This is a genomic window from Paludibaculum fermentans (assembly GCF_015277775.1).
Lineage (GTDB): Bacteria > Acidobacteriota > Terriglobia > Bryobacterales > Bryobacteraceae > Paludibaculum > Paludibaculum fermentans.
Window position 1 is genome coordinate 96,061 of record NZ_CP063849.1, and the last position, 21,257, is coordinate 117,317.

General features: G+C 63.6%; 13 protein-coding genes. 6 read left to right on the forward strand and 7 right to left on the reverse strand.

From position 1 onward, the window contains the following. Both glgX and IRI77_RS00345 read right to left on the reverse strand, forming a co-directional pair. Entirely contained in the window at nt 1-2,019 is a 2,019-nt protein-coding gene (gene glgX / locus IRI77_RS00340; protein ID WP_194450110.1) for a glycogen debranching protein GlgX, read from the reverse strand. Between the two features lie 3 nt (nt 2,020-2,022). Then, nucleotides 2,023-2,718, reverse strand: coding sequence for a type 1 glutamine amidotransferase (locus IRI77_RS00345; RefSeq protein WP_194450111.1), 696 nt, complete (start codon nt 2,716-2,718; stop codon nt 2,023-2,025). Nucleotides 2,719-2,790: 72 nt separating this feature from the next. Here IRI77_RS00345 and IRI77_RS00350 point away from each other — a divergent pair, with 72 nt between their 5' ends. Continuing rightward, entirely contained in the window at nt 2,791-5,433 is a 2,643-nt protein-coding gene (locus IRI77_RS00350) for an oxidoreductase (RefSeq protein WP_194450112.1), read from the forward strand. A gap of 320 nt (nt 5,434-5,753) precedes the next feature. Continuing rightward, nucleotides 5,754-7,757, forward strand: a complete 2,004-nt coding sequence (locus IRI77_RS00355) for an energy transducer TonB (RefSeq protein ID WP_194450113.1) — start codon at nt 5,754-5,756, stop codon at nt 7,755-7,757. A gap of 125 nt (nt 7,758-7,882) precedes the next feature. Here IRI77_RS00355 and IRI77_RS00360 read toward each other — a convergent pair whose 3' ends face one another. Further along, nucleotides 7,883-8,527, reverse strand: coding sequence for a sugar transferase (locus tag IRI77_RS00360; RefSeq protein WP_194450114.1), 645 nt, complete (start codon nt 8,525-8,527; stop codon nt 7,883-7,885). Nucleotides 8,528-8,582: 55 nt separating this feature from the next. Further along, nucleotides 8,583-9,680, reverse strand: coding sequence for a glycosyltransferase (locus IRI77_RS00365; RefSeq protein ID WP_228486534.1), 1,098 nt, complete (start codon nt 9,678-9,680; stop codon nt 8,583-8,585). A 29-nt stretch (nt 9,681-9,709) separates the two neighbouring features. Here IRI77_RS00365 and IRI77_RS00370 point away from each other — a divergent pair, with 29 nt between their 5' ends. From IRI77_RS00370 to IRI77_RS00385, 4 genes are all read left to right on the forward strand, one after another. Next, nucleotides 9,710-11,083: a lipid II flippase MurJ gene (locus IRI77_RS00370; RefSeq protein ID WP_194450115.1), complete on the forward strand. Its 1,374-nt coding sequence runs from the start codon at nt 9,710-9,712 to the stop codon at nt 11,081-11,083. Between the two features lie 82 nt (nt 11,084-11,165). Further along, entirely contained in the window at nt 11,166-12,158 is a 993-nt protein-coding gene (locus IRI77_RS00375) for an aldolase (RefSeq protein ID WP_194450116.1), read from the forward strand. Then, nucleotides 12,155-15,364 (forward strand): TonB-dependent receptor, encoded by a 3,210-nt coding sequence (locus IRI77_RS00380; RefSeq protein ID WP_194450117.1) that lies wholly within the window; start codon nt 12,155-12,157, stop codon nt 15,362-15,364. The genes IRI77_RS00375 and IRI77_RS00380 overlap by 4 nt, the downstream gene beginning before the upstream one ends. After that, a complete protein-coding gene (locus IRI77_RS00385) occupies nt 15,364-17,775 on the forward strand; it encodes an MFS transporter (RefSeq protein ID WP_194450118.1) in 2,412 nt (803 codons plus the stop codon). The genes IRI77_RS00380 and IRI77_RS00385 overlap by 1 nt, the downstream gene beginning before the upstream one ends. Here the strand turns inward: IRI77_RS00385 and IRI77_RS00390 are convergent. Genes IRI77_RS00390 through IRI77_RS00400 form a run of 3 tightly spaced genes read right to left on the reverse strand, consistent with a single transcriptional unit; the run spans nt 17,670 to nt 21,248 of the window. After that, entirely contained in the window at nt 17,670-18,815 is a 1,146-nt protein-coding gene (locus tag IRI77_RS00390) for a glycosyltransferase family 4 protein (protein WP_194450119.1), read from the reverse strand. The genes IRI77_RS00385 and IRI77_RS00390 overlap by 106 nt on opposite strands. Next, nucleotides 18,812-20,203 (reverse strand): O-antigen ligase family protein, encoded by a 1,392-nt coding sequence (locus IRI77_RS00395; RefSeq protein WP_194450120.1) that lies wholly within the window; start codon nt 20,201-20,203, stop codon nt 18,812-18,814. Before IRI77_RS00395 ends, IRI77_RS00390 begins: the two co-directional genes overlap by 4 nt. After that, nucleotides 20,178-21,248, reverse strand: a complete 1,071-nt coding sequence (locus IRI77_RS00400) for a GumC domain-containing protein (RefSeq protein ID WP_194450121.1) — start codon at nt 21,246-21,248, stop codon at nt 20,178-20,180. Before IRI77_RS00400 ends, IRI77_RS00395 begins: the two co-directional genes overlap by 26 nt. Nucleotides 21,249-21,257 lie beyond the last annotated feature (9 nt).

Below are 21,257 nucleotides of genomic sequence, written 5' to 3' on the forward strand. Positions count from 1 at the left end.
TCAGAGTGCCTCCAGCACCACCACACTGCGGGGTGTGGCATCGTACCAGACCTGAGAGTCCAGATTCGGGCCTCGCGGGCCGTCCCGGTTTGTGTCTTCCACCAATGTCCAGCGCCGGGTATCGGTGAGTAGCGGCAGTTGGAAGCGCAGGTTCTCCCAGAACGAGTTGGCGATGAAGTAGATGCGTTCGCTGCCCCATTCCAGCTCAATCGCGAGCGCGTGGGAGTCTGGACCCCAGTCTGGCGCATGCGGGAAAACACCATGAAAGGTGACGCGAGTGTGCGGTTCGCCGGCCTGGGCACCCCAGTCGATATGCCGGAAAGCATCACGGCTGGCCCGGAACGAGATCATTCGGCGGAAGAAGGCGACCATCTCCGAGTTGGACTCGGTGAGTGTCCAGTCGACCCAACTGGTGGCATTGTCCTGGCAGTAGGCGTTGTTGTTGCCGCCCTGCGTGCGGGCCATCTCGTCGCCGGCCAGGATCATGGGGACCCCACCGCTGAGTAGGAGCAGCGACGCCATGTTGCGCATTTGCCGGCGGCGTAAGGTGTTGATGGACTCGTCCTTCGTCGGGCCTTCCAGACCACAGTTCCAGCTGTTGTTGTCGTTGGCGCCGTCACGGTTCTGCTCGCCATTGGCTTCGTTGTGTTTGTCGTTGTAGCTGACCAGGTCGGCCAGGGTGAAGCCGTCGTGGCAGGTCACAAAGTTGATGCTGTGGCGGGATTGGCGTCCGCTGGACGCATAGAGGTCAGGACTGCCCGTGAGGCGGGAGGCGAGCGCGGGGACCATGCCGCGGTCGCTCTTCACAAAGCGGCGGATGTCGTCCCGGTACTTGCCGTTCCACTCGGCCCAGCGGCCCCAGGCCGGGAAACTGCCCACCTGGTAAAGACCGGCGGCGTCCCAGGCTTCAGCAATCAGCTTGGTATTCGCAAGGATGGGATCGTAGGCGAGCCGCTCCAGCAGCGGCGGATCAGCCAGGGGATTGCCGTCCTGTCCGCGGCCCAGCACGCTGGCCAAGTCAAAGCGGAAGCCGTCCACGTGCATCTCCATCACCCAGTAGTGGAGGCAATCTGAGATCAGGCTGCGCACGACGGGGTGGTTGCAGTTGAAGGTGTTGCCGCACCCGGAGTAGTTGCGGTAATTGCCGCGCTCGTCGAGCTGGTAATAGATGGAGTTGTCGATGCCTCGGAAGGAATGGGTTCGTCCACGCTCATCGCCTTCCGCGGTGTGGTTGAAAACGACGTCCAGGATCACTTCCAGCCCGGCGGCGTGAAACCGCTTCACCATCTCTTTGAACTCCTGAACGGCCGCGCCGGGCTGCTTGCCGCTGGCATAGGTTGCGTTGGGTGCAAAGAAGGCGATGGGCTGGTAGCCCCAGAGGTTGAAGAGCGTGGAGCCCAACAGTGGGTTACTGCGGTCCGTATCCGCCTCTTCGAATTCGTAGACTGGCAACAACTCAACTGCGGTGACGCCCAATTGCTTCAGGTACGGAATCTTGTCCGTAAGGCCAAGATAGGTGCCGGGGGCCGAGACCCCAGACGATTCGTGCCGCGTGAAGCCCCGCACATGGAGCTCGTAAATTACTGATTCGCTGAGTGGAACATTCAGCGGCCGGTCCATCTCCCAATCGAAATGATCCTGGGACAGGGCACAGCGTCGTTCCGCGGTAATGCCCCATTGCTCGCCGCCTACGAGTACCTGTGCATACGGGTCCAGCAGGAACCGTTCCGGATCGAAGCGATGGACCTCCGGATTGGGATTCGGCCGCATGTCCAGCCGCCAGCAATACTGGACATCGGGCGCGAGTCCGCCGATCCAGATATGCCATATCTGGCCCGTGCGGTCGCGTTCAGGATGGAGTTCTATCTCCAGATACGGTGCGGAGTCGCCAGGATGAAAGAAGGAAAGCCAGGCGTGGGTGGAATGTTTCGAAAAGAGCGCGAAGTTCACACCGTCTTCGAGTCGCGTCGCACCCAGCGGCAGGGCCCTGCCGCGGTCGACGCAGAAATAGCTGCCCATGAGTTATGCTACGACGAAAACACGGCTTGACACCCGGTCTAGCAAGGCGAAGAGAAGGGTTCGGGTCTGGGCTAAACGCCACATCTCTAAACGGATTCCGTCCGCGGGCTGCTGGTAGGCTCCGGCTCCGAGATCGGCGGCGCACTGGACCAACAGATCCTTGATAATCCCCTCCGTCATCTCCAGGTGGAACTGGAGACCAAGGCAGCGTTCCGTTTCAAAGGCTTGCGATCGGCAGCCGGCGGTTGTGGCGAGATGGACGGCGCCTTTGGGAATGTCGTAAGTGTCGCCGTGCCAGTGGAATACGGTGAACTCGGACGGCATGCCTTCAAACAGGGACCCGGCTCCGGTGGTATGGACCGGGAACCAGCCGATCTCCTTTTCTTTGTTGCGATAGATGGCGGAGCCGAGAACTCCGGCCAGCATCTGCGAACCTAGGCAGATTCCGATGACGAACTTCCCGGCGGCCATGGCATCGGCGATCAACTGCTTCTCCGGGCGAAGCCAGGCGTGGACGTCTTCGTCGTTGACGCTCATCGGGCCGCCCATGACCAGGAGGAGGTCGAAGCTGTCCAGTGCGGGTAGCGGCTCGCCGAGGTCCAGCCGGGTGCCGGTCAGGGCATGGCCGCGCTGCCCAGCCCACTCGCCGATCAGGCCCGGAGTTTCGAAGGCTACGTGCTGCAGAAAGTGGATTCTCATCTCTTTCATTCTCTCGCACGACGGTAACAGGATTTTCGCATCTGATATGGTAGAAATGACCGGAGCTCCCCCATGCTTGTGCACCAGCCATTCCACTACCATTCCCTTGATGAACTGCGCCAGGATATCGAAAGGCTCGGCGTCGATGTGCCGGTTAGCGAGGACGTCAGCGTACTGGCTCAACCAGTAGATTGCGGACGGTTTGTGCTGCCCAACCGGCTGGTGGTGCTGCCGATGGAGGGCTGCGACGGGCTGCCGGACGGGTCGCCGGACGAACTGACGCTGCGCCGCTACCGCCGCTTCGCAGCAGGTGGTTCGGGGTTGTTGTGGGTGGAGGCCTGCGCTGTGGTGGAAGAGGGCCGGGCGAATCCCCGGCAGATCTGGATCCACCAGGGCAACGTGGGCGTGTTCCGGACGATGGTGGACCAGGCCCGGCAGGCCGCCCGGGAAACCATGGGCGAGAACCACCGGCCGGCGCTGGTATTACAGTTGACGCATTCCGGCCGTTATTCGAGGCCAGGCCGGGCGCCGAAGCCGATCATTGCGCACCATTCAAAGTTTCTCGATCCGATCCACAAGCTGCCGGCGGACTATCCGCTGATTACCGACGACGAGTTGGAGCGCTTGGAAGACGTCTATGTCGAGGCCGCCCGGCTGGCTCTGGAGGCCGGATTCGACGCCGTGGACGTAAAGGCCTGCCACCGCTACCTGATCAGCGAACTGCACGCCTCGCATACGCGCGAGAACTCCCGCTACGGTGGTCCGGAATGGGAAAACCGTACGCGCTTCTTCCGCAATATCGTCGGCAAAATCCGCGACCGAGTGCCCGGCATCGGTGTCACCTCGCGGATGAATGCGTACGATTCAATGGCCTATCCCTATGGCTGGGGTATGGCCGAAGACGGCTCCATGCAGCCGGATCTGAAGGACCCGATCCGCCTCGTTCAGTTCCTGGTCGATTCCGGAGCCCCGCTGGTCAACATCACGATTGGCAATCCGTACTTCAATCCACATGTGAACCGGCCGTTCGATCTGCCTATCATCGGCATGAATGTCCCGCCGGAGCACTCTCTGGAAGGCGTGGGCCGCTTCCTGCACATCGTCCGGCACATCCAGCAGCAGTTCCCGAAGTTGCCGGTGGTCGGCGGCGGCTACTCCGTTCTGCGGCAGTATCTTCCGAATGTGGGTGCGGCGGCCGTGAATGCGGGCTGGGTTTCGCTGGTGGGCGGCGGCCGGATGTCGTTCGCCTATCCCGAGTTTGCGCGCGAGGTGGTGCAGGGCCGGAAGCTGGATCCGGAGAAGGTCTGCGTGGCGTGCTCGGCGTGTACACAGATCATGCGCGACGGTGGCCGCAGCGGCTGCGTGCCGCGCGATGCAGCCATCTACGAACCCATTTACAAGGCGGGCCGGGCCGAGGCGCTGGACACCATTCTGGAAATGGCAAAGACGTGCCGGCAGTGCAGCGATCCCACCTGTGTGCCGAAGTGCCCCGCCCATGTGAACGTACCGGGCTTCATCCAGGCCATTGTGGACGGCCGGTTCCGCGATGCGTACGAGACCATCCGGGCAAGCAACGTGCTTGCCACGATCTGCGGCTATGTCTGCCCCAGCGAGACACTCTGCGAAAGCACCTGCATCAACGAGCACTATCAGGAGTCGGTTCCGATCCGTCACCTGCAACGATGGGTCTCGCGCAAGGCGATTGAGGAAGGCTGGGCGCGCGAGACGCGTCCGGTGCTGCCGGATACGGGCAAGCGTGTGGCGGTGGTTGGCGCCGGCCCCGCGGGTGTGGCAGGGGCCATCACATTGGCTTCGTTCGGTCACAGGGTGATGCTGCTCGACCGGGCGGGCCTTGCCGGCGGGATGGCGAAGGACACAATCCCTTCAGAGCGGATGCCGGATCCAATCCTGCAGAAAGAACTGGAAGACGTGCTGGTGTCGACCGGTGCGATTGAACGCCGGAACTACTCCCTGGGGCCGGCCGGCACGCTGGATGACATTCTGGATGAAGGATTTAACGCAGTGCTGTTGACTCCGGGGTTGAGCCGGTCGCTGACGCTGCCGGGTTCGATTCGTCCGGAGGGCGGAGTGGAAGGCGCGCTCGAGTTTCTGCGGCAGGTGAAGCACGAGGGGCGCAAGGTAACCGGGACGGTGCTGGTCTTGGGTGGAGGAAATACGGCGATCGATGCGGCGCTGTCGGCCAAACGCGCGGGCGCCGGCGACGTCGCAATCGTATATCGGCGGTCGTTCGCGGAGATGCCGGCCTGGCCGAACGAGCGCGACGAGGCGATGCGGGGCGGAGTGAACTTCCTGATCCTGACGCAGCCGCTGCGGTATGTCATCGACCCAGCCGGAAAGCTGACGGGCGTCGAGGTAGTGCGGACGAAACTGGGCAGTCCCGATGCGGGCGGCCGGCGGCGGCCCGAAAACCAGGTAGGGTCGGAGCACGTGATTGCTGCCGATCTTGTGGTGGAGGCGATAGGCCAGGGCGTGGACACGAAGTTGCAGGCTGCCCTACCCGGGGTTGTGTTCAGCCGTCAGGGGACGATTGTGACGCAGCCGGGTTCAAGCGCGACCAATCGAGAGCGTGTCTATGCGGCGGGCGACGTGGTGAACGGCGGAGCCACCGTGGTTCAGGCCGTGGCCGAAGGGACGCGGGCGGCACAGCAGATCCACCACGATCTGGTGGGCGAAGCTTTGGTGAACATCGGCTGATTGGCCTCGGTGTTGAGGCTTGGGGGATCCGGGTTGGTGGCCTCTGCAGGGCGATGCGCCTTGCCATGAACGCGATTCGAGCAGCGGCTTAAGCGTGGCCGGCGTTGCGGCCTGATGTGGCTGAGGGAACAAACGGCGGCAGTGGCTCCCTCTGAAGCGGCTGGCGGCGTTGGCTCAGGGGGCGCGGGCGGGGTAGACTGGAGTCAGAAAGCGGCTGTTGTTGCGCTCACAGAACGGCGCAACCCGAGGGGCGGAATACAGCACTTGGCAGTTGCGGCCTGTGCGCTTCCAGCCTACAAATCCCAACTCAAGGAGTGGCAGTGACTGAACACTTGCATAAGGACTCCGGACGGAATGGCGAAGGCGTCGGGTCGAACAGCTCAATCGGCCGTTGGACGATGCCCGACAGCGGAGCCGTGTTCACGATGGACGCGGTCCTGATCCAGAAACTGCGATCTTTTATCCTGGAAGGCTTCCACATCCTGCCCAAGCGCGGAGCGGAAATGGGCGGCATCCTGCTGGGCCGCGTAATCTCAGAGGCCCCCCTCGCCGTGGAAGTAACCGGCTTCGAACCGGTGCCTTGCGAGTACCGCTACGGGCCATCCTATATACTCTCCGACGCCGATCGCGCCAAACTGGAGCAGGCGCTCGGCTCACACGCGGCATTGGACCAACAGGGAGAATCCGCGCCGGAGCCAGCTTCGACGGTGGTGGGCTTTTTCCGGAGTTGCACAGGCCGCGAACTGGCCTTGGATGCGGCTGATCAGCAGTTGATGCGGAAGTACTTTCCGGAGCCGCGGCATTTTCTCCTGTCACTCCGTCCGCTCTCCATCTTTGAATGTGAGGCGTGGTTCTTTAGCCGGATCAATGGAGTTCTGCCCCGGCTGCCTTCGCAGCCGCCCGAGCCGTTTGGCCAACCCATGGCCAAGCAGGACCGGTCGGGGGAGCGCAACAGCCGCTCCGCACAGGCGGCCGCGGCAGCCCCTGAGCATGACGTGGACGCCGCGGTCGAAGCGCCAGAGCCGGCATCTTTTCCGGTGGAGCCAGTCCAGGGGCGCCCAGCCAGTGCAGAAGGCCAGGCGTCAGAAGAAGTGGAAAGGACAGGGTCGAAGGTGTTGGCGGCCAGGGCTGGAGCTGGTCTGCTATTTAGCGCCGGCGGCCCGCCCGCGGACACGACGCCCGTTGATCACAAAATCAGCCAGCCGCCGCAGATTGCGCGCCCGGGCGCGGAAGATCTGCCAGGCGGAGACGAAGCGTGGCGCCTGGTGGAGCGGCGCCGGATGTTGCGGGAGCAGCGGGATGCCTCAGGCTCGCAAAGGATAGACGGCGCGCCGGTGGCGGCCACCGCCACGGAGACGCAGCCGGAGCACCGCTGGCTGCTGGATGAGCACGCAGCCGAGCCGCACAAGCACCGCCTGTGGCAGTTAATTGCCGCGCTGCTGGTGCTGCTGGTAGGCGGCGGCGCCGGGTATCAGTTCTGGGACGCCCAGCAGCGGGCTCGCTGGACGCGGCTCGGGTTGGACGCGAAACCTGGAGCGGATGGCATGGAGGTCACGTGGGATCGGAAGTCCCCAGCCCTGAAGGAAGCTTCACGGGGTGTCCTCGAAGTTGTCGAATCGGGCGATTCCGCAGATGCTCGCGGGAGCGCGAAGGGTGAAGCCTTCGGCCAGCCTCGCTCCGTCGAACTGGACGGAAAGGCCTTGAGCCTGGGTCATTTCACTTTCTCGACCTCCAGCAAGGACGTTATCTTCCGGCTGCAGTTGTACAGTACAGGGTTGGCCAACGCCGTGGAGTCCGTCCGGGTTGTGGCCCCGGGTGGTCCCGCCGCGGGGAAGGAACTGGCGGCCAAGCCGGCTGCCCAACCGCCGGTGCGGACGCCCGGCGCGGCGCCGCAGGCTGCAGCGGCTCTGAAACCGGTCGCGGACGAGCATCCGGCGCCAGCTGCTTCGAATGTGGTGAGAAGCGATGTTCCACCGGCCCCGGCGGCACGCGTGCAGACGGCGGGCCCGCCCGCTGGGGCTCCTGCGGCGCCCATGGTCCCCGCGGCGATCCCAGCGGCAGCGATCTACGAGATTCAGCCCACCGTGCCGGAAGGCGTTCGGGCGCGCATTCATCAGCCCATCACGGTTACGGTTGAGGTGAGCATTGACGCGCAGGGCCGCGTGACGAGTGCGGCTGCGCGCGGCGACGGCGACGGGGTGTACCGATACCTGGCTGGAAAGGCTACCGCGGCCGCGCAGTCGTGGAAGTTCCGGCCGGCGCGATCGGCCGGCGGAGCGGCGATTTCCTCCACTCAGCTGGTTTACTTTACCTTCCGGGCTTGAAGCCGCGTCCAGCCTTTTGAGCAGCTTTATGAACAGGCGGAGGATCGTCTCCGCCCGCGCCGCCTGGCAAGCCGGAGGAATTTGCTCCGTATATCGAGGCGACCGCACGGCGAGCTCGCTTGGCTTCAAGCCGCGTTACGCCCGCTGAGCACGACAGCGATGGAGCGCCGCAGGATCGTCCAGCGCAACCCCGGCGCATCATGGCGCACGAAGAAGAGATCCAAGCGCCGGCGTTGCTGGTAGGTGAGACTGTTCCGGCCGCAGACCTGCCACAGGCCTGTTACGCCGGGCTTAACGGTAAGGACCTTCTCTGCGTCGGGGCCGTAGTGAGCCTCCAACTCCACCGCCGTCAGGGGGCGAGGCCCGATCAGCGCCATGCGCCCAGACAACACATGCCAGAGTTGCGGCAGTTCGTCGATCGAGTACTTCCGGCAGAAGCGGGCGAACGTGCTGGTGATGCGAGGATCCGGGTTGTCCTTCCGCCAATGCAATGGAGCCGACTGGACCCGCTCCACCAGTATTAGAGGCCCCGTGCGCTGTTCGCGCGGCCACATGGTCCGAAACTTCCACATCCAGAAAGGCTGTCCAAACTGCCCTCTACGCAAGTGCGCCACGAAGGGCGTGCGGCGCGAAAGCACCAGGATCACGATCGCGACACAGACGAAGACCGGGCTGGAGGCGGCTAGAAGCGCGAAGGCGAACAACCTCTCAGTGGCATCGGTCAGGCGCGCGGAGATCAGGGCCGAGCCTCGGCGGCTCGATGTATCCATTGCGACTCCCAACTCCGGGTAGAGCGTCATGGCAGCGTTTTAGGCCATGCGGATGTCATACGCGCAGGATGGAACGCATACGCTCGGCGAACTTGGCTTCCGAGAAGCGGGCGGCCGATTGTTGAAGTTGCTCGCGAGGCACCCTGGCCTCGACCGCTTCAAAAGCTTCCACGGCTGCAGCCAGGTGCGATTCAGTGGGCTGTGCATACGGGAAAAGGCCCTCGGCGGGCACGCTGTCGAGGACGCCGCCGCGTCCCAGCGCAATGACCGGTTTGCCGCTGGCGGTTGCTTCCACCGCGGTGATGCCGAAGTCTTCTTCGCCTGGCAGCAGCAGCGCACGGCACTGTGCGTATAGACGGCGCAGTTCCGCGTCGCTGACGTGTCCGCAAAACTCGATTTTCGAATTCGCCATCGTCTTCAGGCGGGCGTATTCCGGGCCTGAGCCGACAATCCGCAGACGGCGTCCTGATGCAGAGAACCAGCGGACGGCATAGTCCAGCCGCTTGTAGGCTACGAGTTCGCCAACCGCGAGATAGAAATCCTCAGGCGGAGCCCAGTTGAAGTTCTGCACGTCGACCGGCGGGTGAACCACCTCTGCGTCGCGGCGGTAGCTGCGCCAGATTCTTCGCCGGACATTCTCGCTGTTGGCGACAAACTCGTCGACGCGCGCTGCCGTCGAATAATCCCAGAGCCGCAGGTAATTGGCGATAGGCGCCATCAGTCCGCGCTTCCAGGCCGGAGTCCAATCGTGCAGATAGTCGGGGTACATCTGCCACAGGTAGCGCATCGGAGTGTGGCAATAGCAGATGTGGCGCGTCTCGGCGCGAGTGAGCACACCTTTGGCGGGGCCGGATTCGCTGCTTATCACCAGGTCGTAGTCGCGCAAGTCGAGGCTCTCCAGGGCGATTGGCATCAGCGGCAGCAACGATCGATAGAATCGCCTTCCAGGATTTAAGAAAGAGCTGGTGACCTTGCGGGAACGGATAATTTCGGAAACTTTTTGGGAGTCGTAGAAGAGCGTGAACAGATCGGCCTGCGGCAGAATGCGGCAGAGCGCCTCCAGAACCTTTTCGCCGCCCCGCATGTTGAGCAGCCAGTAGTGCGCGATGGCAACCCGCATGTGCCAAAGCAGTTTAGCATTGGGCAAGTTCACAACGGCGTGTTATTTTTGTGAGGCGTCTCATGCGCCTATTTCCACGAGCGGGTCCCACTGCCTCAATGGTATCCGCCACCTCCATTGTTGTGTCCGGCGGAATAGCCGTTCGGGGCATAGGGCTGCTGAAGCTGATCTACGCCGCGCATGTGTTCGGCACCAGTGACGCGCAGGATGCGTTTCTGGAGGCCTTCCTGCTGCCTTCCCTGCTGAGTGACGTGCTGGCCGCGGCGGTAGCACCTGCGTTGATTCCGGCGTTGATCCGCGCCTCGACTGAAGGCCGCACTGCCGGCGCGGTTGCTCTTTATCGTGCGGCTTTCGGTGCTGGCCTGGCCACCACGCTGGTGGCGGCACTCGTTCTGGGTTTGTTCTTCCCGTTCGCATTACCCGTGCTCGCCTCCGGATTCGGCAAAGAGAAATCCGCGCTGACCCTGCGGCTGCTGCTGGTGATGCTGCCGTTGCTGCCGTTGACTGCCTGCAACGTGCTGTGGCGCTGCATTCTGAACGCCGGCAACCGCTTCGTGCTGGCAGCGTTGGCGCCGGTGGCAACGCCTTTGGCGTCCCTCGCCGTGCTCTACTTCGGAGCTGCCCGGTGGGGCATTCAAGCGCTGGCGATCGGCGCTGTCGCCGGCTCCGCGGTGGAGGGCATTCTGCTCGCCCAGGGCGTCTATCGGCTGGGCTATCCGCTCATCCCCAAACTGAAGGGAGCCCTGAATCGCCTGGGGCCGGTGCTGCAACAGTTCGGCACGATTCTCCTGAGTTCCGTCTTATTCGGCTGCATTCCGCTGATTGACAATGCCATGGCCGCGGGACTGGCGACTGGCAGTCTCTCTGTCTTCGGTTTTGGAACAAAGCTGGCGACGGTGATTCTCTCGCTGGGACCGGCGTCCATCGCGACCGGCGCCCTGCCGCAGCTCTCGCGGTTGGCGGTAGTCGGCGATTGGCGGGTGATGCGAGGCAGCCTGCTGCATTTTGGCAAACTGATTCTGCTGGTCACCGTCCCAATTGTCGCCGTGCTGATGCTGTTCTCCGGACAGCTAGTGCGGGTGGTGTTCCAGAAAGGCGCTTTCTCGACACAGGCGGCCTACGAGGTGGCTTTGGTCCAACGCTATTCACTACTGCAGGTTCCGTTGGCGGTGATCAGTGCGCTCGGATTCCGGCTGGCCTCCTCGATGGCAGCAAACGAGCTGGTGATTCCCGCGGCCGGTGTGGGGGTGGCCGTCGCTGCCCTGGCCGACTACCAATTGCGCCGCATCTTGGGTGTCCAGGGGATCGCGTTGGCTTCCGTGGTGACGCAATTGAGCGTCATCGCGACACTCGGGTTTCTGCTCAAGCGCCGAATGTCGAAGCAACGGCTGGGCGTTCACACGGAAGCCGTACCTCCAGGCGGAGATGCACTTTAGCGCAATTTCGTTGTTTCGTCCGGCTGGATTTCCTGTCCAATACCAAGAAGGAGGGGCCGCGGGCAGTTAGCGCGGCATTGGGATGCAAACTGAAGACCGGCGCCGGATCGATGCAGGGGAAGATCCCCTGCTCTGCAAGCTTGATCTCCCGATACGATCGACGCTGTATCCGCTGGGCTTTCCCGTTCTGGCGGAGACGAACTCCGTCGAAGTGATGGACGCGTTGCAGGAAAACTGGGGACGCTTCGAGAAGGCGTTCGACACCAGCCCGCTGCATCTCAACGTCTTTGTGAGCCGGGATGAAGCGGACGAGGAGCTTCCGCCGCCGGTATTCCGCTGCCGCCGGCACATTCTGTCCGTCACCGGGAACCGGGCCAATCACGCAACCTGCGACATGGCCGCTGGTTTCGCTTGTGCGTGGATCACGGAGTCTACGGCCCGGGACAGGCTTTACCTGCGCGATGCCTTCACCGATGCGCTGGTTTACACGATGCTTCATGCCCTGCACCTTTCAGCGGTCCACGCGGCCTGCGTCTCCTGGAAAGGCTGCGGCCTGCTGCTGTGCGGAGCGTCCGGCGCGGGTAAGACATCTCTAGCCGTGGCCTGCGCTTTGCGCGGCTGGACCTTCACTTGCGATGACGCCAGCTACCTGGTGCGCGGCTTCGGCGCGGTCACGGTGATCGGCAATCCCTATGAGTTGCGTTTCAAACGTGATGCCGCAAATTTGTTCCCACTCCTGAGCCGGCATGAATGGGTACAACGAATGAACGGCAAGCCGACCGTCTTCGCCCGTCCTGGGGACTTCCCGGGGATCCGCACAGAGGTGCGGGCGGACGTGCGGTACCTGATCTTCCTGCAGCGGAGGGATGGCGCAGAGGCCCGTTTGACTCCCGTCCTGGATGACGTTCAGGAGCGTTTGAAGCTCCCTCGCTACGGCGACGAATGGATGATTGCTGAACAGGAGGAGTGTTTGGGGAGCCTTTCCACCCTCAAGGCATTTGATCTCACTTATTCCGGCTTCGATTCCGCCATTGAGTGCCTGAAGCGCCTGGCGGAGCAGGGTGGGGTGTCATGAGAGCCCTGGCGGCAGCGCTGCTGTGGAGTTGCGCGGCGTGGGGCCAGGTATCCTCGGGGACCTTGCTGGGTGACGTGCGGGACTCCTCTGGTGCGTTGGTGCCCGGTGCCCACATCGTTGCGCGCAATGCGGCCACGGACTTCGTCCGGATGGCCGTCTCCAACGGCTCCGGCTCCTACACCTTGGACGGCCTGGCCGCCGGTTCCTATTCAATACGCGCGGAGAAGGCGGGGTTCCAGGTCACCGTGGCGAGCGAGGTAGTGCTGGAAGTGAACCAGAAGGCACGCCTCGATTTCGAACTCAAGCCCGGCGAATCAAACTCCTCCGTCGATGTTGCCGCCGATGTGACGCAATTGCAGACGGCCGATTCCACGGCCGGCTACTTCTTCGAGACCTCAGCCGTAGCGTCGCTGCCCCTGGTGGGGCGCAACATCATTTCGCTGGTGACCGTAGGGCCCGGAGCGATTCCACGCCAACTGAGCGGCTTCTATCACGACACGATCACCGACCTGCAGGGCAATCGTGGCATGGTCGGCTTGAACCATCCCATCAACGGCGGCCGCTCGACGATGAATATGTATCTGCTGGACGGGGCGAACAACACCGATCGAAACACGTTCTCCATTGCGGTGGTGCCTCCCCTGGAAAGCGTGCAGGAGTTTCGTGTGCAGTCGTCACTCGCGGCAGCGGAGTTCCCGAATGCCGGCGGCGGGGTCATCGACGTAGTCACCAAGTCCGGCGGCCAGAAGTTGCACGGCAGCGCTTACGAATATCTGCGCAACGAAGCCGCCGACGCCCACAGCTTCTTCGATGATCCGTCGCTGCCGCGCCCGGTCTTCCGGCAGAATCAGTTCGGTGGATCGATCGGCGGGCGTGTGCCGCTGCCCTCCACTTTCTTCTTCGCCGCTTACGATGGGCTACGCGGGCAGGCGGCGGCCTCTTCGCTCCACCTGTTCCCCAATACGACCCTGCGGGCCGGCGACTTCACGGGCCGCAATCCGATCTTCGATCCGCTCAATGCGGACACGGTGACTGGTCAGCGCGCGCCGCTGCCGGGCAACCGGATCCCCGCGTCGCGCATCGACGGCATCGCCCGCAAATATGTCGACACCTACCTGCCGCTGCCGAACCGTCCCGAAGGCAACACCAACTATCTCGACTCCACACCGGACCGGCACGACAACGACAGCGCCAGCGGCCGCCTGGATCACCAGTTCCGCGATGGCAGTTCGCTGTTCGGCCGGTACACGATCAACGACGAACGGGGCCGCCTGGGGCGCGCGTTTCCGGAACGGCCCAGTCTGGAGAACCTCCGCGCGCAACAGGTTTCGCTGGGTTACCTGCGCACCGGCAGCAACTGGTCGAGCGAGGGCCGGCTGTCCTATACGCGCCTGCGTGTCTTCAACATCCCGGAGAGCGCGTTCCAGAAGGATGTCATGGCGGAATTAGGCCTCACCGGGTTCTCCTCCGACCCCTTCTTCTATGGCCTGCCGTACTTCCTGGTGACGAACTTCGAGACGGTGATCGATACGACGACCCTGCCTCAAGTGCAGCGCGACAATCTCTGGAACGCCTCTGCGAACTACGCCCGCGTCAGTGGCAAACACAACTGGAAGGCCGGCTTCCAGTGGCTGATCTTCCAACTGAACTACCTGCAGAGCCGCTATCCCCGCGGCCAATACCAGTTCAACGGCGCGTTCACGAACGATCCGGCGCATCCGGATACCACCGGCGACGCGTTCGCTGACTTTCTCCTGGGCTATCCGCAGAACACCCAGCGGAATGCTGGCGATGCCGTCGCATATCTGCGGCAGCACAACTACGGACTGTTCCTGCAGGACGACTGGCGGCTGACTAGTCGCCTGACCGTCAACCTGGGCTTGCGCTACGAGCGCTTCTCACCCTACACCGAACAGCGCGGCCACCTGTTCAATCTCGATTACTCGACGCTGCCGGCCGCGCCGCGCCTGGTGGGTGGATCACAGGCGGTGGAGCCCAATCGCAGGAACTTCGCGCCGCGAGTCGGCCTCGCCTGGCGCTTACCCGGCATTGCCGGTCGCGACTCGCAAACCGTGCTCCGTGCGGGCTACGGCCTCTTCTACTCGCCAGAGATCGCCATCGAAACCTACGATCTCGTCCGCAACGCGCTACGCAATGAGACCAACCAGACAAACGGCTTGCTGCCCGTCCTGACGATCGCCGACGGCTTCCCGCGGAACAGCTCGTTGGGCCTGCCCAGCTATTTCGGACTCGACCGCCATGCCGCGACGCCCTACATGCAGCAGTGGAACTTCAGCCTGCAGCGCGAACTTGGAGCCGTGGGCGTTGTGGATGTCAGCTACGTCGGCAGCAAGGGCACACACCTGGGCCGCCTCCGCCGTTTCAACACGTCCCTGCACGTAGAGACCGGCGAGAATCTGGATCCGCGCCCGGGCGACCTGCAATCGCTGCGGACCTTCCCGCAACTGGGCCCCATCTTCCAACGCCAGCACATCTCGAACTCCTCGTACAACTCGCTGCAGGTGAAAGGCGAGCGGCGCCTCTCCAAGGGGCTCTCGTTCCTTCTGGCCTTCGTCTGGTCGAAGTCGATCGACGACTCCGATGCCGTCACACTCGGCCTCTACGACAGTTGGAGCGCGCAGGATGAACGCAACTTGCGCCTGGAACGCGGCCTCTCGTTCTTCAACTCAGGACGCCGGCTCAGCGGCGGGTTTGTCTACAATGTACCGAGGCTGCCATTCCTCAAGCCCGTATTTCGGGGTTGGCAGGCCAGTGGTCTGCTCACGTTCCAGGACGGCACCCCTCTGAATCCTGTTTACTTTACCGTGGATATCGCGAACTCAGGAACTCCGAATCGGCCAGACCTCGTGCCGGGCCAGAGCGTGCAGTTGCCTGCCTCCGAGCGCAGCATTGCCCGCTACTTCAATCCCGACGCCTTCCAGACGCCCAAGCCCTACACGTTCGGCAATGCGGGCCGCAACATCCTGCCCGCGCCTGGCAACGGCGTCGTGGATGCCGCCTTGCAACGCCGGTTCCAGGTGCGGGAACGGCTTGCCCTCTCATTCCGCATGGAGGGGTTCAATATCATGAATCACCCGAATATCGGCATCCCCATACCCAACCCCGACTTCGGCCCCTTCTTCGGACGGATTGTCGCCGCAGGCGAGCCTCGCCGCTTTCAGTTCGCACTCCGGACCGACTTCTGATGAGCACGATTCCCGCTCCGATTCGGGCTGCGCTGGATGGCCTGCGATTCGATGGAACCCATCGGGAAACGATTGCCTCCATCCACACAAACGAATGGCCGCGCGTGCTGGCCTTTCTTGACCGTACTCAACTCAGCTTGAGCCTGCTGTTGCGCTGCCGTGAACACCTGCCCGCCGAAGTCGCCGAGAGGCTGGAGAAGAACCACGCGGCGAACCAGTTCAGATTCAAGAAGCTCGCGCAAGCCTATGCGGAGATTGCCACCTCGCTCGAGTTCGCCGGGATCCCCTTCGCCCTCCTGAAGGGCTTCTCCCAGAGTCCCTGGTTCGCGACGGAGCCCCGCGACCGCGTGCAGTACGACCTCGATCTCTTCTGCCCGCCCGAGCACGTCTATCAGGCCCGTGAGAAGCTGCTGCAACTCGGCTACGAATCGCTCACCGGCTACGAGCGCCACCCCATCGATCACCTGCCCGTGCTCGTGAGAAAGAGAGGCTGGGAATGGAAGGGCGACTATTTCGACCCCGAGATCCCCATCAGCGTCGATCTCCATTTCCGTTTCTGGAACGAGTCGAATGAACGCTTCCGGCCTGAGGGGCTGGAGGACTTCTGGCCGCGGCACGAGTTCAGTGAATCCGGCGGACTCAGCTATCCCGCGCTGCATCCCGCGGACCGGGTCGCCTACAGCTGCCTGCACCTGCTACGCCACATTCTGCACGGCAACGCCAGGCCCAGTCACGTCTACGAGCTAGCCTGGTTCCTCCACCGCCATGCCGCCGACACTGACTTCTGGGCCACCTGGTGGACGCTGCATGGCGAGTCGTTGCGCCGCCCGCAGGCGATCTGTTTCGCGATCGCCCGGCAATGGTTTGGATGTCCGCTCTCGCCGGAAGCAGCGGCGGCGGTGGACGCATTACCCGCGGCCGTGACGGAGTGGATCAGCGAATACGCGCTCGCGCCGCTCGAAGGGCTCTTCATTCCAAACAAGCATGAACTCTGGCTGCACCTGAGCCTGGTCGACTCGAATCGCGATCGGGCCGCGGTCCTGTTTCGACGCCTGATTCCAACGACTCTACCCGGCGAGGTGGACGCGGTCCTCCTGCCCGAGGAGCAGCTCACGCCCTGGATCCGGCTGCGTCGGCGCTGGAAGTACGTCGCCCATCTCGCTGCACGCGGCGCCTACCACGCTCGAGCCGCCGTGCCCGCGCTCATCCACGGCTCAGCGTGGTTCTCTCGCAGCCAGGGCATCGATCCCGGCTTCTGGCGCTTTCTCAGCGCCGCCTGGCTCTATGAACTCGGCCTCTTCGTCTTCATGCTGTTGTACAACCTGCAACTCATCGATCTGGGCTACAAGGAGGATTTCCTGGGCTCCGTGACCAGCGCGCAGACAGCGGGCAGTTTCGCGGCCGCGCTGCCCATGGGTCTTCTGCTGCAGCGAAAAGGAGCGGCGTGGCTCATCACCGCCGCATTTGTCGCGCTGGGCGCCGTCTTCGCGTTGAGGGCCGTTGTGACTGGATCCACCGCGCTCCTCGTTTCCGCCTTCGCCGGCGGGGTCGTCCTCTCCGCGTTCACCGTCGCGTTCGCACCGGCCATCGCACGATTGACGAATCCGCGGAGCCGCTCGTTGGGCTACGGCATCTTCTTCTCATCCGGTGTGGCGATGGGCATCTTCGGCGGTATGCTGGGCGGACGCCTGCCGGGCTGGTTCTCCGCCAGCGGAGCCCCGGGCAAGAAGAGCGCGCTACTCGCTTCGTGTGCCCTGGTGGTCGTCGCGGCCTGGCCGGTGTCCCGACTGCGATTGTCTTCGGCGGAGCCTTCTGCCGCGCCCCCGCGCGTCTACCCGAGAAACCCTGTGGTCTGGCGCTATCTGGCCGCCCTGGTCGTCTGGAACCTCGCCACGGGCGCCTTCAACCCCTTCTTCAACGCTTACTTCACCAGCAAGCTCCATGCGAATGTTTCGGAGCTGGGGTCCATCTTCGCCATCTCTCAATTCGCACAGGCGGCCGCGATGCTGTCCGCACCGCTGCTGCTCCGCCGCTTTGGACTGATTCCCGGCATCGTGGGCATGCAGATGGCCGCGTCCATCGGGCTTCTGGGCCTCTCCTGGGCGGCATCGGCCGGAGTGGGCGCCGCTATCTACGTCGCCTATATGGCAGCGCAATGGATGTCGGAGCCCGGCATGTATAGCGTCCTCATGAACCCGCTGTCCAAAGAGGAAATGGGCGGAGCCGCCGCGCTGAATATGATGGCGATTCTGCTGGCTCAGTTGGTCGCAGCCTCCGCCGCCGGAGCCGCGATTACGCATTTTGGCTACTCGGCGACTCTGGGCGGAGCCGGTGTTGTCGGCGCCGTGGCGGCCATGCTCTTCTGGATCCTGCTACGCGGCACGCAGGTCTCCAGCAACCCCGCCACCTGATTCCGATAGCGTTCGAGCGTGTAGCCCGCCGCCCACTTCCTGCGCGCATTCGCGGCCACGCGCGTCAGCTCTCCCGTGTTGTGGAGGAGCCCGGCCAACCGCGCGGCCAATGCCTCTGCCGTCCTTGGGTGAACGAGAAACCCCGTCTCGCCATCCTCGACGAGCTCCGGGATACCGCCCGCCGCGAAGGCCACCACCGGCACCCCGGCTGAGAACGCCTCCAGGATCACGCGTGGTGTCGCGTCGGCCCCAGTCGAGGGCACCACCAGCACATCCACTTGCCGCAGGGCTTCGGCGGGTTCGTTCATCCACCCCGCAAACGAAATGGGCGTCCCCGCCGCCTTCCTCAGGACGAGGTCCTTGTACCCGGGCCGCGAGAGCACGTCGTCCCCACAGATCACGAACCGGCACTCCGGGATCTTTCCGCCGAGCAGCCGCACCGCGTCCACAAACTCAAGTTGGCCCTTCTCCGGTGCAATCCGGCCCACCACTCCGATCCGCACCGGCCTGCCACTGGCCAGGCGTCGAAAGCCGAGATCCTCGCAAGCATTCGGCACAATCACCGGCCGACAGAACGGACGCAGCGGCCCCGCGACAAACTCGGAACATGCGATCACTGTCGCCTGCCGCAGTGCCCAGCGCACCACCAGCAGATCGTGCCACTTGGTCAACTTGTTGTGGGCATGGAAGCAGAACGGAACACCGCTGAGCCGTGCGGCCGGCAGCATCCGGGGACCGTTCACATAGATCAGGTCGATGGCGCGTTCCTGGACGAGTTGCCGGACGATGCGCGTCGCGTCCTGCATGTCGGAAGCGAAGCGCCAGAAGTCCCCCAGCGTCTTGGAACCGGAAGAGTATGGCCTGCACGGCAGCCTTGTGACGGACACGTCCATCGACGCCATGCGCTCGAACATCGGGCCTCCGCCCGGCATTGCCGCGGAGATCCTCCAGCCTCTCTCCCGGAAGGCCGGAATCAGATCGAGCAGGCAGCGTTGCGCACCACCCATCTCGCTGAACTGGTCGAGCAGCAGCAGGTTCATTGCTGCTCCGCCCTGACCGTCTGTGCCAGCACCCAGAAGTAAATGGGAATCACGCGCCAGTACGTCAGCAGGTCGCCTGACAGCATCTGGATGACCTGGCCGGTCCAGAAGCTGAGGATCCAGGCGCCAAAGAAGGTTGAACGGGCCCGCCAACCCGCCTGCAAAATAGCGGCGTTCAGGGCGATAAACGCGCACAGGCCCACGCAGCCGGTCTCCACCAGCAGGCTGAGGTACATGTTATCCGCGATCACCGGAGCGCCGGCCACATCCGAGTAAGGCAGCGTCTTGTACCCGACTCCAAACAGCAAGTGCCACGGGTGCTCCATCAGGAAGGTCGCCAGCTTCTGCCAGCTATCCACGCGGCCCGACAGCACTCCGTTGGTCGCGGAGAAGAGGAACTGGACGGAGAGTACGACTCTGGCAAAGTAGCCGCGCACAAACTCGGGGAAGAGCACAAAGGCCAGTGCCCCGCCCGCCAGCATCGAACTCCCCGCAATGAAACCCCAACGGCGCACGGGCAAGCCTTTTCGCTGGAGGAAGAACAGGGTCCCCAGCGAAAGGCAGAGCGTGACCAACGAAGCGCGCGAGTATGACAGCAGCAGCGCCGTACCAAATATAGGCACAGCCACGGCAATGGCCCAGCGCGGCACCGGACACTCGGCTCGCGGGCGGATCAGTGCAACGGCGCTCATTGTCAGGAAGAACACACTCAGATTGCCGAGCGTGCTGGCTTCATAGAAGACGCCCTGCGCGCGGCGGAAGACCCCCGAGTCCAGCCAGATGAACTGTGGTCCATAGCCGGCCGGAGCGGGCCACTGGAAATAGAAGTCCAGGCACGCGAACAGCGCCGAGCCGGCCGCAAACCAGAACAATTGCGCCGCCACTCTCTGTTGCCGCTGCACGGGCCCCATTGCCGCGTAGAAATACACATAGCAGCCAATGCCGAACAGGCACACCCGCGCCAGGCTGCCCGCGGCCACCACCGCGCCGGAATACAGCAGGGCAAAGGACACGCTCCCCGCGAGCACAGCGAACAGCACGGCCAGCCGGATCGAAACCGGATGCGGCTTCAACCGCCACTCGCCGGCCCTGAGAACACCCACCAGCAACCCAATACACGCAATCCCCAGCGCGACGTGCGGGCCGGAATTCCCGATCGCAATCGGCAAGGGCGGCGCCAGCAGGCACGCCGCAAAGAACAACGACAACCAGCGGTCGGGCTCCAGCAGGACGAACCAGAGGCAGGGTACGGCCAACAGCGCGGCCGCACCTGCCGCCTGATACATGGGGGAGGGCAGAAAGGCGATGCCGGCCGCGCAGGTTCCCAGCAGCAGGGCAAGCAGCGGCCTGCGGTCCCACAGCTCAGTACTTGCGTTCGTGCTCGACATGTTGGAAGCGCGCGGCCCGTCCGCGCAGCTGAGCCATGCTGAAGCCAACACTCAGGTAGAGGAAGGAAGCCACGAAGGAGAGTAGGAACGCCGACACGACGATCAGTGGCGTCTTAGGGAAGCTTGGACGTTGCGGGACGACGCCGGAGTCGATCACGCTGAGCCGCTCGCCGCGTGTCCCTACACTGGCGCGGAGGTCGCGCATACGGCCCCGCAATGCGTCGCGCTCTCGCACTGTGGTGGCGATATCCGCCTCCAATGCCTCACGTTTGGCGGTGGTGCGGGCGACTCTTGTTTCAACCTCGGCGGCCTGGGCCTTCAGCGCGGTGCTCTGTGTCTGAAGCTCGGATACCCGCCGCTGCAGACCCGCATCGCTGTGCTCCGCCAGGTCGGCGTGGCTTCGCATCAACTCTCTTTCCACGCCCGCCTGCGAATCGATCAGGCTCTCCAGTTTGTAGCGTTCCGCACTTTCCAGTTTGCCGCCTGCCAGGCTTTGTAGCGCCTGGTTCAGCTCGTTCAATCGCTTTTCTTCGGCCTCCAGTTGCTTCCCGGTGTTGGCAATCAGCTCCTGGTCGCCTTCACGGCCAACAGACTGGCTGAGCGCCGCTGTCTGCGCGGCCAGGTAACTCGCCAGGGCCGCGGCCTGTTTCGGATCGGGCAGCGTGGCTGTGATTTCCAGGATCTTCGTATCCCGCAGTTTCGACACTTTGAGGACTCTTTTTTTGAGCCGCTCGATCGGTTCTGCTGGGTCCGCCGAGGTCAGGTGAAATTGCTCGGCCGCCCGCTGGAACAGGCTGTCGCTGCCCGCAAAGTACTCGTAGGTGCGCAGGGACTCGAGATACACCGGGCTCACCGCAACAGCGGTTCTCACGTCGCTCGACGGTGGAGGGTCGATGAGAATGCTGGCCGTCGCTGAATACTGCTTCGTGAGCAGCGCGCAGCCCAGCAATGCGAGGGTGACGGAGGCTCCGCAGGCCAGCGCGGAATACCACCACCTTTGCTTCAAATATCGAAAATATTCGTACGCATCGAACGAGTCCGCCATGGCCCCTGC